The 13,391-nt window shown below is 61.5% G+C and carries 7 protein-coding genes, 1 tRNA gene and 8 pseudogenes; 7 read left to right on the top strand and 9 right to left on the bottom strand.

From position 1 onward, the window contains the following. Positions 1 to 341: 341 nt before the first annotated feature. Positions 342 to 416, top strand: a tRNA-Gly gene (locus ACLBX8_RS30885). Positions 417 to 558: 142 nt separating this feature from the next. On the opposite strand, the gene ACLBX8_RS30890 is transcribed toward ACLBX8_RS30885, so the two are convergent. From ACLBX8_RS30890 to ACLBX8_RS30900, 3 genes and pseudogenes are all read right to left on the bottom strand, one after another. Next, positions 559 to 816 (bottom strand): hypothetical protein, encoded by a 258-nt coding sequence (locus ACLBX8_RS30890; protein WP_447716334.1) that lies wholly within the window; start codon positions 814 to 816, stop codon positions 559 to 561. 266 nt (positions 817 to 1,082) lie between these two features. Next, positions 1,083 to 1,496, bottom strand: a pseudogene (locus ACLBX8_RS30895) (integrase core domain-containing protein); the annotation flags it as partial. A gap of 7 nt (positions 1,497 to 1,503) precedes the next feature. Then, a pseudogene (locus ACLBX8_RS30900) lies at positions 1,504 to 2,688 on the bottom strand (IS3 family transposase). Positions 2,689 to 2,750: 62 nt separating this feature from the next. Between ACLBX8_RS30900 and ACLBX8_RS30905 the strand changes: the two are divergent. Further along, positions 2,751 to 3,247: pseudogene (locus ACLBX8_RS30905) on the top strand (DUF4113 domain-containing protein); the annotation flags it as partial. A 425-nt stretch (positions 3,248 to 3,672) separates the two neighbouring features. Here ACLBX8_RS30905 and cysC read toward each other — a convergent pair. Beyond that, entirely contained in the window at positions 3,673 to 4,353 is a 681-nt protein-coding gene (cysC, locus tag ACLBX8_RS30910) for an adenylyl-sulfate kinase (protein WP_447716335.1), read from the bottom strand. 251 nt (positions 4,354 to 4,604) lie between these two features. Here cysC and ACLBX8_RS30915 point away from each other — a divergent pair. The 3 genes and pseudogenes from ACLBX8_RS30915 to istB form a co-directional block, all read left to right on the top strand. Then, positions 4,605 to 4,829: pseudogene (locus tag ACLBX8_RS30915) on the top strand (transposase); the annotation flags it as partial. After that, positions 4,817 to 5,521 (top strand): annotated as a pseudogene (locus ACLBX8_RS30920) (Mu transposase domain-containing protein); the annotation flags it as partial. The pseudogenes ACLBX8_RS30915 and ACLBX8_RS30920, both read left to right, overlap by 13 nt. Beyond that, complete coding sequence (gene istB / locus ACLBX8_RS30925; protein ID WP_447716336.1) at positions 5,518 to 6,387, top strand: IS21-like element helper ATPase IstB; 870 nt, start codon at positions 5,518 to 5,520, stop codon at positions 6,385 to 6,387. The pseudogene ACLBX8_RS30920 and the gene istB, both read left to right, overlap by 4 nt. Positions 6,388 to 6,943: 556 nt before the next feature. Here the strand turns inward: istB and ACLBX8_RS30930 are convergent. After that, complete coding sequence (locus ACLBX8_RS30930; protein WP_447716337.1) at positions 6,944 to 7,222, bottom strand: hypothetical protein; 279 nt, start codon at positions 7,220 to 7,222, stop codon at positions 6,944 to 6,946. Between the two features lie 156 nt (positions 7,223 to 7,378). Beyond that, positions 7,379 to 7,891: pseudogene (locus tag ACLBX8_RS30935) on the bottom strand (IS630 family transposase); the annotation flags it as partial. A 437-nt stretch (positions 7,892 to 8,328) separates the two neighbouring features. Between ACLBX8_RS30935 and ACLBX8_RS30940 the strand changes: the two are divergent. Then, a complete protein-coding gene (locus ACLBX8_RS30940; RefSeq protein WP_447716338.1) occupies positions 8,329 to 9,243 on the top strand; it encodes a hypothetical protein in 915 nt (304 codons plus the stop codon). A gap of 231 nt (positions 9,244 to 9,474) precedes the next feature. Here the strand turns inward: ACLBX8_RS30940 and ACLBX8_RS30945 are convergent. Beyond that, positions 9,475 to 9,690, bottom strand: a pseudogene (locus ACLBX8_RS30945) (IS3 family transposase); the annotation flags it as partial. Positions 9,691 to 9,776: 86 nt separating this feature from the next. Then, positions 9,777 to 11,045 (bottom strand): IS256 family transposase, encoded by a 1,269-nt coding sequence (locus ACLBX8_RS30950; protein ID WP_447716339.1) that lies wholly within the window; start codon positions 11,043 to 11,045, stop codon positions 9,777 to 9,779. A 137-nt stretch (positions 11,046 to 11,182) separates the two neighbouring features. Between ACLBX8_RS30950 and ACLBX8_RS30955 the strand changes: the two genes are divergently transcribed. Beyond that, entirely contained in the window at positions 11,183 to 12,274 is a 1,092-nt protein-coding gene (locus tag ACLBX8_RS30955) for an IS630 family transposase (protein WP_447716340.1), read from the top strand. Positions 12,275 to 12,909: 635 nt separating this feature from the next. Here the strand turns inward: ACLBX8_RS30955 and ACLBX8_RS30960 are convergent. Further along, positions 12,910 to 13,391: pseudogene (locus ACLBX8_RS30960) on the bottom strand (hypothetical protein); the annotation flags it as partial.

Genomic DNA, 13,391 nt, shown 5'->3' on the forward strand with positions numbered 1-13,391 from the left:
CTAGCCGCTGCAGACGCAGCACCAGCTCGATCAGCTCTTCGCGGCTCAGCCGTTCAAGGTCGCTGCGGCCCATCTCACGAGAGAATCAGCGAAATCCGTCCCGCGCAAGGGCGTGGGTTAATTACCTTTCGTCTGCCTCATGCTCAGACAGGCCGCTCAACTCGCCACAGATCCATAACAGCCTCTAAACTAAAACAAGTCCACCTCTCGGTTGCTACGAATTTGCATGTAGCTACGAAGATGATGCTGCGATACCTGATTGCTGCTCGACTATTGACATCGATGAGGTTGCATGAGATTGCACTCGCATGGAAGGACGGTGCCTTAGCATCATCCAGCCCGCGGGTGTAGCTCAGTGGTAGAGCGGAACGCTCCCAGCGTTCAGGTCGATGGTTCAAGCCCATCCGCCCGCTCCAAAACTTCGGCGGGCTTGTTAATTTCCAAACCGAAACGACCGGTTTAAACATTGCTATCACTCTATCGCTTGTTAAGGCGATTTCGGGTTGTCAGGCGACACGGCAAACTGGGTGCATTCGCACTTCGTGTGGTGAGTTTGGTTCATCCTTCGGCCAGCACACGCTGGCGGAGAAAGGCGAAGTCGGCCCGTCCGAACATCGTGCGCTTCAGCATCTTCAAGCGGCTGATCTGCCCTTCGACAGGGCTCGTTGACCACGGTGTCGTGATCGTTCCGATCAGCGCCTCCCGATCGCGCCGCAGCCCCTCAGCGAATCGTGCAAGGGCCGTCGCGGACGCCGCCGTGAACCAAGCTTCCGGGCTCTCGCCGGCACGTCGCAGAACGAGATCGGCGAAGCACATCGCAAGGGCGGCGCTCCGCGCCAGTTCGGGGGCCTCGACCTAAAGCCGATCGAGGAAGTGCCGATCCAGCTCGCAGAGGCTGGACGGCTCAGCCTGCAGGAGCCGAGCCGTCCGATTGATGGATGGTGGCTACCACTGATCCTCCCTCGTCTTCGCGGTTCTCCCGCACGTTGCGTGGAACGGTCGCGGTGACAGGGATGGCACGGGCTGATTCACCAGCGGGATGATCCTGTCCTCTTCCCTACCGGGCTGTGGAGTTGCCCCCATCAAACCGAACACGGGGCTGGTTGCATCTGAGCACGGATGAAATCGCGCGGCGAGCGCATGCCGAGCCCACGATGGGGATGGTGTTCGTTGTAGTCGGTGATCCAGGCGCCGATCCGCGCCAGGACCGTGTTGGCGTCGGGCCGGGGTTGGACGCGGGCATAGTCGCGCTTGAGCGTCTTCACGAACGCCTCGCTCACCACGTTGCTCTCGGGCGAGCGTACCGGCGTGAAGCAGGGCACGAGGTTCAGGGCTGCCGCGAAGGACAGCGTCTCGGCGGCCGTAAAGGCAGAGCCGTTATCAGCCAGCCACTGCACGGGATGGGTCGCGCAAAGGCTGCCGAAGCGAGCTTCCAGGCTGCCGAAGCGCGCTTCCACGCAGGTCAGCATGTGATCCTCCGCTGATTCCGCGGACACAGGGAGATCAGTTCGCGGTCCTCTCGGCTTGCTCAGGCGTGAGATAGCCGAGTGCCGAGTGGATGCGTTGCCGATTGTAGTAGCCCTCGATGTAAGCGAACAGGTCGCGACGGGCCTCGTCCCGGGTTGCCCATCGTCGCTGATGGACGAGCTCGACCTTGAGGGTGTGGAAGAAGCTCTCCATCGGGGCATTATCGTGAGCCCCAACCCGTGCGGCTCATCGACGGCCTTGCTCCCATGCCGGCGAGTCGCCTCCGGTAGGCCTCCGCCGCGTACTGGCTGCCGCGATCCGAGAGACAGATCAGCCCGGCAGTTGGTCGCTGCCGCTGGGCGGCCATCATCAGCGCCGCCACGCTCAACTCAGTGCGCATGTGATCGCGCATCGACCAGCCGACGATCTTGCGCGTGGCCAGATCAAGGACGGCGGCCAGATACAGCCAGCCCTCGCCGGTCGGCAGGTAGGTAATATCGGCCAGCCAGACCGTGTCGGGTCGCACGGTTGAGAAGTCCTGCTTGAGGAGATTGGGCGCGATGGGGAGATCGTGACGGCTGTCGGTCATACAGGGCCGGAACCGACGACCCGCCAGGGCACGGATGCTGTGCCGGCGCATGAGGCGCTCCACCCGTCCGCGGCTGACAGACCGGCCCTCAGCCCGCAGGGCGGCATGCACGCGCGGGGAGCCGTAGCGTCGGTGATGGGCGGCATGGATGCGCCGGACGTCGTCCAGGAGCTGGCGGTTGGAGGCCGAGCGGGCACTTTCTGGACGTGACCGCCATCCGTAGAAGCCGCTGGGTGAAACTCCGAGCACGCGGCACATGAGACGCACCGGCCAGGTCCGCGCATGCTGCTCGATGAAGGCGAAGGTCACTTGGGCATCTCCGCGAAGATGCCGATGGCTTTTTTTAGCACGTCGCGCTCCATGCGCGTACGGTCGAGCTCACGCCGCAGGCGGGCGATCTCGGCGGCCTGATCGGACAGCGAGGCGACCGGGCTTGGTGGCGCACTCCCCGTCGATCCAGCAGACCGCGGCCTGGGTGAGGCCCCGTTCAGCGTGGCGCGCCACTGCCTCAGCATCGAGGGCTGGATCCCGAGCTCGGCCGCGACCTGCATCTGCGGCCGGCCGCTGCTCTCCAGCAAGGCGACCGCCTCGCGTTTGAACTCGAGCGTGAACTCTCGTCTCGTCTTCGCCATTCCACACCTTCCCCGCTCGGCATGAGCGTATCAAAGGTGTCCGCGAAGACGAGGGAGGATCAGAGGAGGCGGTGGCGGCGCAGGCGACGCGGCTCGGCGAGAAGCTGCGGCGCGAGGGGCTGGGCACCGACCACGTCACGGTCTTCTACCACACGAGCGAGCACGACCGGGACGAGCCGATGCGCTCGGTCTCGACCACGGTGCAGCTGCCGGAGTACAGCTCCGACACGCTGGCGCTTATCATGGCGGCGCGGCACAGGGTGGCGCGGACCTGGGGCGATCCGGGCGATCAGCCGTGGCGGTACAGCAAGGCCGGGATCGTCACAAACGACCTCGTGCCGCTGTCGCACAGCCCGCGGGCGCTGATCGGTGCGCTGGACCGGTTGCGGTCGGGCCCGCTGATGGCGGCGATGGACGCGTGCAACGCGCGCTGGGGTCGGGGCGCTGTGGTGCCGGCGCGGGCCGGGCTGGTGAGCCGGCGCGACTGTAACACGAAGTTCGAGATGCGCACGCCGCGCTACACACGCAGGTGTGCGAATTGCCGGTCGTCTGTGCGTGAAGGGGCACGTCGTTGACCGCGCGCCACCGAATGCAGCTCCGGCAGATCTCCATTGGGATCGGGCTCGGATCGCGCGAAAGCGGCAGCGGGAGCCGCGAAACACTAGGGGGTCAATTGTTCGAATGGTTGTATGAAGTTGTCGCCCAGCGAGTGCCACTACCTTTTTTGCCGATCCTTGCCGGCAATGAACAAGCGCACAAATTCAGAATTCGAATGTATTCGGACAAGGGCTTCTGACCAGTTTTCTGTCGGCAGAACTTGATTATTCTACCCTGAATGTGGCCACAATCCGAGCAATAGTATTGACCAACCTCCAAGAGCTTCTTGATGAGAACTATAGGCGCCGCCTGATCTAATGCCCACTTGCGCCATTACTACAACACTCAGATTTGTCTCGATGCGTCCACTACGGACGTAGCTTAAGTTTACGCAACTTCGAGCACTGAAGTGAGATCAATTCTTCGTGAGTGAATGCCCGAACCGAATGATGTACCTGCAGCCGAAATTTGCATCATCCTGGAGATGATTGGCGCGGCCGATCGCTCAATTGTGCGACCTTCGGTCGGGATCGTCAGATCAGGTGCTTCCGGAGCTTCGTAAGGGGCAGAGATGCCGGTAAATTGCGGGATCTTTCCTGCTCGCGCCTTCAGATACAGCCCCTTCGGATCTCGTCCCTCACAAACCCGAAGTGGCGTGTCAACAAAGACTTCGAGGAAAGGTATTTCGCCCGCGATGCTGCGAGCCATCGCGCGTTCCTGCCGGAAGGGCGAGATCAGCGAAACGATCACCACCAAGCCGGCATCAGCCATCAAGCGAGCTGTCTCAGCCGCGCGTCGGATATTCTCGATGCGGTCAGCATCAGTGAAGCCCAGGTCGCTGCTGAGGCCGTGACGCAGGTTGTCGCCATCAAGCACCATGGTGTGGCGCCCGGCCTGCGTCAGCGCGCGATCAACCACATCAGCTATGCTCGACTTACCGGAGCCGGACAGGCCGGTGAACCAAGCGATGGCCGGGAACTGTCCGAGAGTGCGCCACCGCTGCTCGCGAGGTTGCAAAGCCTGCCAAGTCAGGTTGCGGCTCTCCGCGTAGTCAGATCGCTTGTCCATCAGACCGCCCGTCGTACAACTTATAGGTAGATTACACGGTTCTGTGATGATGAGTGTGTTAAAGCCGCCACGGTGCCGCGCAGGATTTTTTGGGCGATCGGAAGGCGCCTTCGCGGCCAAGGTGCTGGGTCAAAACCGCCATCGTTTCCAATTTCAGTGACTTTCGCTAACTTTGACCCTGACCCAGCAAACTGGTCCGCGCCGAGCGCAAGTTTTTCGGGCATTATGAACCCGGAAGTAAGGTGGATGCCATGCCTCGCAAACGCTTCACGAACGAACAGATCGCCTTTGCCCTGCGGCAGGCGGAGAACGGCGCGACGTTGGACGAAGTCTGCCGGAAGATGGGTGTGTCCGAGCCGACATTTTACCGCTGGAAGAAGCAGTTTGTCGGCATGGGCGTGCCGGAGATCCGACGGCTGAAGCAGCTGGAGGACGAGAATAGCAAGCTCAAACTGTCCGTCGTCTCCTCTACGATCGCATGAAGACCGCGGTCACCGGCGAGACAGCAGAAGGCCATATTGTCTACAATTGATCCCTGCTGGCGCTGGCCAAACATTACGGCTTCCTGCCGCGTGCCTGCCGACCCTACCGGGCCAAGACGAAGGGCAAGGTCGAACGGCCGTTCTCCTACATCCGCCAGGACTTCTTCGTTGCCCGCTCCTTCCGCGATCTCGACGACGTGAACCTCCAGCTCCGGACTTGGCTCGACACCATCGCCAACGTCCACCTGCACGGCACCACGCAGCGGGTCGTCTCAGAGGCCTTTGCCGCCGAGAAGCCCGAGCTGCAGCCGCTGCCCGCCGTGCCCTTCGACGTTCTGCTCAAGCTCGAACGGCGCGTCAGCCACGACGGCCTCGTCTCGATCGGCGGCAACTACTACAGCGTGCCGGATCGGACACGGCGCGTCGTCGAGGTGCACCAGTTGCCCGACACGATCCGCATCCTCGACGGCGGCCGGCTCGTGGCGAGCCACTCGATCCTGGAGGGACGGCGCCAATACCGCGTCGATCCCGAGCATCGGCAGGGAGGAGCTGCCCGAGCCATGCGGCACGGCCATCCCGACAGCCTGCCGATCGGTCGGAGTGGCGATCACGTCGCGCAGCGCTCCCTGGCCGTCTACCAAGCCGTCGGCGAGCGGCTCGCTGCTGGCATCGGGGTCCGGTCATGACCCGTACCGCTCCCGCCCATGCCGCGACGACCCTCGACAGGATCAAGCACAGCCTGGTCGGCTTGCGCATGCCGCGAGCCCTCGAAGTCCTCGACGCAACGGTCCGGCGCACCGAGCAGGGCGAGATCAATGGGATCACCGCCCTCGACGAGATCCTGATGGAGGAACTGACGCTGCGCGAGAACCGCCGGGTGAAGACCGCCTTGCTGGTCGCACGCCTGACGACGATCAAGACGCTCGCCGGCTTCGACTTCACCTTCCAGCCCTCCCTCGACCGGGAGCGGATCATGACGCTGGCGGAACTGACCTTCATCGACCGGGCCGAGGTGGTCCATCTCCTCGGCCCGCCCGGCACCGGCAAGAGCCATCTGGCCACGGCACTTGCCGTCGAGGCTGTGAAGGCCGGGCGCAACGTGGTGTTCTCGACGCTGGCCGAGCTGATTGCCTCGCTGGCCAAAGCCGAGCGCGACGGCGCGTTGCGCGAGCGGATCCGCTACCTCAGCCGGGCCTCGCTCCTGGTCGTGGACGAGATCGGCTACCTGCCCGTCGTCCCGGGCGGAGGTAACCTGTTCTTCCAGCTCGTCAACGCGCGCTACGAGCGTGGCGCGATGATCCTGACCTCGAACCGCGGCTTTGCCGAATGGGGTGAGGTCTTCGGTGATCCCGTAGTGGCCACGGCCCTGCTGGACAGCCTGCTGCATCACGCCGTCGTCATCCAGATCGAACGGGCGAGCTACCGGCTGCGCCAGCACGGCGATCTCCTCGCCGAGCACGTCCGTTCGAAGGCGCTGATCACCCCGCCGCCGGTTCCACGACGTCGCGGCCGGCCACCCAAGAAGGCGACCCTTGATCATATCGCCGGCTGATCACCGATCACCATCGAACCCGCCGGGTAGGGAATTTTGAAAGCCCATGCTTGCGGAGACTTCGGCGCACGTTGACAGGCAGGCTCGGCACCCGCCTCGATACGCCGCCTTCAACTCGCCGTCGTCACCCAATCTCCCGCACAGCTCCCGGCACCGCCGCGCGGGACTCTTTCATGCGCCGTGGTCGCATCACATCCTCGCGCGCACGTCCCGAGGAGACCTGTTGGTAACAATTCGGACGCACTGCTGCGCTGCAACAGAGAGACCCATGATGCCCAGTTGGCAATCCATCTCGCCCCGTTCCATGTCGGCGGCACCCTCTCACCTGGAGGCGACGATTCTCGCGTGTCGAGCCCGAGGTCTTGGGGAATGGGACGCGCGTGCAGCTATGGCTCGTGCTGCTGAAGCAGCCGCGTGCCGACGTGATGCACCTGCCATGCGCTGGGCCGCATAACCCTGTCTGGCGACATTTTCTGGCGATCTGAGCCCGCCCGGTTCGCCGGCGCGGGCTTTCCCAACTGCGTCGGGTTCATCAGCCTGAGTATGTCGGATAGGCTTAGGCGTCCGAGGTCGGGCCATCATGAAGATCAGTCACGCTCGATTGCGGAGGCTCCGAAATCTCTGAGAGCCGCTGGGCGGCTCGATCAAGCGCCGCGATATAGGCTGAAAATTCGTAGCGCTTCCGCACATTCAAATCTTTGGATCCACTTAAGATCTGGGATCTCGTTTTATACGACCGAATTTGCCGAGACCATGCATTCTGCATAGCAGCGACTTTCAGGCGAGCTTCCTCGTCAAGTGCCTGCTTCTCGTCCGCTGTGAGATCGTCGGCCATTCCATGCTCCGCTTACGTCGACCCGTTACCGCTGGCCTCGACGTTCCTCGGTCGTGTTTGTCAGGGTCTGGCAGTCCAAGGCAACCCGCAAGGTGAATCGGAGCGGATCCACGGCCCATGCCTATCGGCTCTGAGGTCTCCTAGAGCGGCATTCGATCAGGTTGGGTCATACGCGTCGTAGCCTGCGGCGGCGAGATAGCGGCGGCATTCGGCTGGCGTGAAGCGTCTGAAGGCTCGTCGGATCGTGTCCCAGAGGTCGCTGATCGTGCGAGCGGCCTCGGCACGAAGAATGGCCTTGAGCTTGGCGAAGGCGCGTTCGATCGGGTTGAAGTCAGGGGAATAGGCCGGCAGGTAGAGCAGTCTCGCTCCGGCCGCCTCGATGCACTCGCGGATGCCGCTGACCTTGTGCGCGGGCAGTTTGTCGAGCACGACCGTGTCGCCGGGCCTGAGGGCTGGGACGAGGGTTTGTTCGACATAGCCACGGAAGCGCGCGCCGGTCATCGGTCCATCGAAGAGTACGGCGGCTGTCAGACCGCTGGTGCGCAGACCGGCAGTGACCGTGATGGTTTTCCAGTGGCCGAACGGCACCGCGACCCGGCAACGTTCGCCGCGCGGGGCTCGTCCATAGCGGCGGACCATCTTCGTGTTGGTGGCGGTCTCGGCCGCAAAACGATTGCCTGAAATTACAAAACGACAACCCCTGCAACACCTTGGTTCGGTTCAAACCCCAGTGTTGGCCCGTTGCCGCACTTTGGCCACCTGATCAACCGGGCCACTTAACGAGCATAACGGGAACTGGACACCGAAAATGCTATCATATGTTGAGGTGCTTGCTATGATGAGGCATTAGGTAGATCTAAAATTTTCCCGATTGACAGCATTTTTAGTGTAGTTGAAATTGGCAGAAAAATATGAATCGATTATATTAAATTAATCACCAAAATTGTCCCGTGTTAAAAGCTAATTTATCTCGGCATGTGGTCACAAAAATTGACTGAAATAGAAGGCCTTAATAGATGACTAAACCTAACTACTTCCACATCGGCCAGCCAAAAGCAGGAAGTACTTCTCTCCACTTCTCATTGTCGGCGCATCCGGACATATGCATGGCTCATGGCAAGGAAGTACATTATTTTGACGAAAATTGGCAAGTCGGCCTCGATTTCTACAATAAAGGCTTCTATCAACATTTTAGCGGCGAGAAATATATTGGTGACATAACTCCAAATTATTGGCAGCGATCCTGCATTGAAAGAATTGCCAGTCAAATTGGAACCAATGTGAAAATCACCGCGTGCGTGCGTTTTCCAGTGGCAAGGAGTTTTTCACATTATTGCCACAACATCAGAGATATTGTCGAGCACAGACCATTCCTTGAAGCACTTAGAAACTCCTCTGTATATACTCAACCCAGCGGAACAGGACATATTTACAAGAGACTCAGAGAATTATTTCCGCCTGAGAACATTTTATTATTAATATTCGAAAGAGACTTTACTGTCAGTAATTATGAAAAAACTTGTAGCCGTATTCTAGATTTCCTCAATCTGGATTCAAATCCTTTGCCGTCAAAACCCGAAAATTCTGGCTTTCTTCCGGTTATCGAATTAATAAAATTCAATCAACCAACCGCGGCAACGACACCAGAAACAATTCATAGAGCGGGTGATTTCGTAATACATACCCTGCTTGAGGCAAAATATCCTACAACGAAAATTATCAGAAATCCTGACAGATTAAATTTCGAGCGCATGTATTGTTCAGAATTTAGAACGTCGCACACCGTCACCCCAGATGAAGTTTTTTCTATTTACAACGAATTCTTCTCAGAAGATGTTGAGATTTTGCGCGATCTCACTAATGATCCCATAGATGAATGGCGAACGCTCCAGGGAGTTGGCCTCGTTGCGCCACCAAGAGTGAGTTACCCGACTGCCCGAATGGCATATTTGAGAGAGCTCTCTAATGGACCGCATGAAAGGCGCAGAGTTTGGCGCCAGCATCTTGACGAGATTGAGTAATCATGCAATCCAATCGGCGGGCGCAGATGTTTAGTCTTTTTGCACTTCGTGTGGCGAAGTGTGCCTGTCAACGTGACGCGCCCCATCTCCGGAGATTGGTTTTCCGGAAGACGCCATGCCCCGCTGTATCCTGCCCCTCAAGCCCGATGGCCTGATCTCCGTCGGCAGCGAGCCGGCGACCGACTCGCTCATTGAACCGCTCCTGGTTTCCCGGAGGCCGTTTGGTTTGGGTCAGGCGGCCAAGGCTTGGACCTCGGCCTGCGCATAATAGCGGGCTTCCGCTTCGGCGGGAGGCATGTTGCCGATTGGTTCGAGCAGCCGACGGTGATTGAATCAGTCCACCCATTCGAGGGTGGCGTACTCGACGGCCTCGAACGAGCGCCACGGCCCGCGCCGATGGATCACCTCGGCCTTGAACAGGCAGATCACCGTCTCGGCGAGAGCATTGATGCTCCTATTGGCCTGAATTAGAAGAGGTTTGACAGTTTAGTCGGGTGGGCGGAGCTATGCAGAATTTTTAGTGACGGCGGTGGTCAGGCGGCGCGGTGATCTGGGCTCGCGACGACCTCGGTCCCGTCGCGGAAGATGACGCCGGCCACGACCTTCGGCAACTGGTTTTCGCCCTTCAGCCGGCGCCAGGTTTTCGACGCCGCCATCACCAGCTTGAACACCATCAGCTTGGCGGTCGTGGCCGAGAGCGCCCCTTTGGTCCGCACTGTCCGATGCCGCACTGTAGCGAACACGCTCTCGATCGGGTTCGAGCTGCGCAGGTGGTCCCAGTGCTCGGCCGGGAAGTCGTAGAACGTCAGCAGCGCCTCCCGATCCTTGGTCAAGCAGGCAGCGGCGCGGGGGTACTTGGTCCCGTATTTCTCGACGAAGACGACCATCGCTGCTTCGGCCGCCGCCCGGGTCGGCGCGCCGTGGATCTCGCGCAGGTCCGCCTTCATGGCCGGCTGGACGGACTTCGGCACCTTGTCGAGGACGTTGGCCGTCTTGTGAACCCAACACCGTTGATGGGCCGTGCCGGGGAAGACCTCGTCCAAGGCCCGCCAGAAGCAGAGAGCGCCGTCGCCGACCGCGATCTCGGGCGCGATCGACAGCCCGCGCCGCTTCACGTCGACGAGCAGCTCCCGCCAGCTCTGGGCACTCTCGCGCACGCCCACCTGGAAGCCGACTAGCTCCTTGCGACCCTCGGGCGTCGCCTCGATCAGCACGAGCATGCACTCGGCCTGCTCCTCCATCCGGGCCTGCAGATAGACGCCGTCGGCCCAGACATAGGCATAGCGGCGTGCGGAGAGATCGCGACCCTGCCAGCGGGCATACTCGTCCGCCCAAGCCGCGGTCAGCCGGGCGATGACGGCCGGCGAGAGGTTCGGGGCGTCACGACCCAGCAGAGCTGCCAGCGCGTCCTGGAAGTCGCCGCTCGAGATGCCGCGTAGGTACAGAACCGGCAGCAGCGCATCCAGGCTACGGGTGCGCCGCGCCCATTTCGGCAGGAACGTCGAGGTGAACCGGACCCGGTCCTCAGACCCGCTCGCGCCGCGGTCCCGGACGCGGACCCGCGCGACCGGCACCGGGCCGATGCCGGTCTGGATCGCCCGCTCCGGCCCGTGACCGTGCCGCACCAGCCGGGCCCGTCCGTCCGGCAGCCGCAGGTCCTGCATCGCGCTCAAGAAGGCGTCCGCATCCATCTCGACAGCTTGGGCGAGCAGGCGGCGAGCGCCGCTACGCAGCACCTCGGTCAGGGGATCGTCGAGGTCTTCGGGATGACGAAGTCGGACGACGTTGGTAGGTGTCTCCATGACGTATCGCTCTCAATGAGAGGTTCTGGCAGGCTCGACACCCGCCTCGATACGCCGCCTTCAACACACCGTCGTCACCCAATCTCCCGCATAGCTCGGTGGGCGGATCGTTAGGTGCTTCCTGATGGAGGTGCGCCATGTCGCGCGGCCCAAAGGCCGTCTCTCTCGATCTCAGCGAGCACGAGCAGGGTGAGATCCAGCGCCTGCTGCGCCGACACGGGACCGGGCAGGCGCTGGTTTCGCGCCTGCGTATCATCCTGGCCTGTGCCGAACCGGGCGCGACCAACCTGGAGGTGGCTACGGCGCTGGGGGTCAGCCGCCAGACGGTGGCGCTGTGGCGGGCCCGCTTCGCCGCGCATCGGCTGGAGGGGCTGGTCGATGCACCACGCTCCGGAGCGCCTCGCAGCATCGACGATGAGGCCGTCGAGCGCCTGGTCGCCCTCACTCTGGAAGAAGCACCGGCCAACGCCACGCACTGGAGCACCCGCACGATGGCGCACCGTACGGGCATGAGCCAGAGTGCGGTGTCACGCATCTGGCGCGCCTTCGGTCTGCGGCCGCACCAGGCCGACACCTTCAAGCTCTTCGCGGATCCCGCGTTCGTCGAGAAGGTGCGCGACGTCGTCGGCCTCTACCTCGCTCCACCCGATCGCGCGCTGGTGCTGTGCGTCGACGAGAAGCCGCAGATCCAGGCAGTGCAGGGTACGGATGCAGCCTTTCCCCTCCGGCCGGGTCAGGCTGAGCGCGTGCCACACGACTATCGCCGGCACGGCACGCTCGACCTGTTTGCCGCCCTCGACGTGAAAGCCGGCATAGCGATCGGGAGTTGCAAGCCGCGTCATCGCAGCGTCGAGTTCCGCGCCTTCCTGGAGCAGGTCGAGAGCAGCGTCGCACGCGATCTGGAGGTGCATCTCGTGCTCGACAACCTGAAGACGCACAAGACGACCCTGGTGCATGACTGGTTGGTCCAGCATCCGCGGTTCCACCTCCACTTCACGCCGACGAGCGCGTCGTGGCTCAACCTCGTGGAGAGCTGGTTCTCCGTTCTGAGCCGGCGTCGGCTGGAGCGCGGTGCGTTTACCAGCACAGAGGACCTAGAGGCCGCGATCCGAGACTACATCACTGAGACCAACGCTCATCCCAAACCATTCGTCTGGACGAAGTCAGCCGACGCGATCTTGACCAGTGTCGCTCGCTTCTGCACACAGACTTTTAACTCAAACCACTAGCCCCTGCCGACGTCTACCTCGGCCCCGACGAGGCCATCCTGCAGGACCAGGCGGGGGTCAAGCGCCAGACCCTCATGGACCGCCGCTTGCGCCATCACGCGCAGGCTGCCTAACCTCTCAACCCAGGTGGACCAAAGCCTCCGCTCCTGATTGCCTCAAATCGTCTCAAATTATCTGACGACGGGCACTCTAGGTTGAAGCAACTTTCGGCAGAGAAAGGGTCATTAGTTTCAGGCGCTCACTCACGAAATCTTGATCGCACTTCAGTGCTCGAACTTGCGTAAAACCAAGCGAAGGCCGTAGTATAGACATCGAGGCATATCTAGGTGTTGTCAAAATGGCGCAATCAGGCGCCACATCAGGTGGCGCCTATGGTTCCTATTAGGAAGCGATTGGATGTAGGGCAATATTATTGCTCAGATGATGGCAAAATACAGGGCATAATAGTAAAAGTCTGGCCGATAGAGAACGGATCAGAAGCCCTTGTCCGTCTACACACGAATTCCAAAATAATTTGCGTATTCATCCCCAGCGAGCAACGCGCTGGAAGGCAGTGATATTCTGTGAGCAACGACCTCTGTCAAAGGGCGCCGAAGTCTGATTCTTCCGCATTTCGTGTGGCGCGGAATGCCAAGTTAGGTCGCGGTGAGGGCGCGCTGGCGTAACAGCGCGAAGCCCGGACGGCCAAACATCGTGCGCTTAAGCATCTGCAGCCTGCCGATCTGACCCTCCACCGGACTCGTCGACCACGGCGTCGTGATCGCTCCGCGTAATGCGTCCCTGTCGCGCTCGAGACCGGCGGCGAACTTCGTCAGCGGTGTCGCCGCCGTCGCCGCAAACCAAGCCTCCAGGCTTTCGCCTGAGCGCCGTCGCACCGGGTCGGCAAAGCGCGTCGCGACGGCCGCGCTCCTCGCCAGATCGGGTGCCTCCACCCGCAGGCGATCGAGGAAGCGGCGAACGTCCGCAACGAGTGTGCTCGGGTCCGCCTGCAGGTAATTAACCCACGCCCTTGCGCGGGACGGATTTCGCTGATTCTCTCGTGAGATGGGCCGCAGCGACCTTGAACGGCTGAGCCGCGAAGAGCTGATCGAGCTGGTGCTGCGTCTGCAGCGGCTAG

The sequence above is a fragment of the Methylobacterium sp. D48H genome, from assembly GCF_053345715.1.

What these genes read in the sequence shown, in the direction of transcription:
- ACLBX8_RS30890 (WP_447716334.1), bottom strand. Translation starts at nt 816, where the DNA reads ATGTGCTTCGCCGATCTCGTTCTGCGACGTGCCGGCGAGAGCCCGGAA.
- cysC (WP_447716335.1), bottom strand. Translation starts at nt 4,353, where the DNA reads ATGGACAAGCGATCTGACTACGCGGAGAGCCGCAACCTGACTTGGCAG.
- istB (WP_447716336.1), top strand. Translation starts at nt 5,518, where the DNA reads ATGACCCGTACCGCTCCCGCCCATGCCGCGACGACCCTCGACAGGATC.
- ACLBX8_RS30930 (WP_447716337.1), bottom strand. Translation starts at nt 7,222, where the DNA reads ATGGCCGACGATCTCACAGCGGACGAGAAGCAGGCACTTGACGAGGAA.
- ACLBX8_RS30940 (WP_447716338.1), top strand. Translation starts at nt 8,329, where the DNA reads ATGGCTCATGGCAAGGAAGTACATTATTTTGACGAAAATTGGCAAGTC.
- ACLBX8_RS30950 (WP_447716339.1), bottom strand. Translation starts at nt 11,045, where the DNA reads ATGGAGACACCTACCAACGTCGTCCGACTTCGTCATCCCGAAGACCTC.
- ACLBX8_RS30955 (WP_447716340.1), top strand. Translation starts at nt 11,183, where the DNA reads ATGTCGCGCGGCCCAAAGGCCGTCTCTCTCGATCTCAGCGAGCACGAG.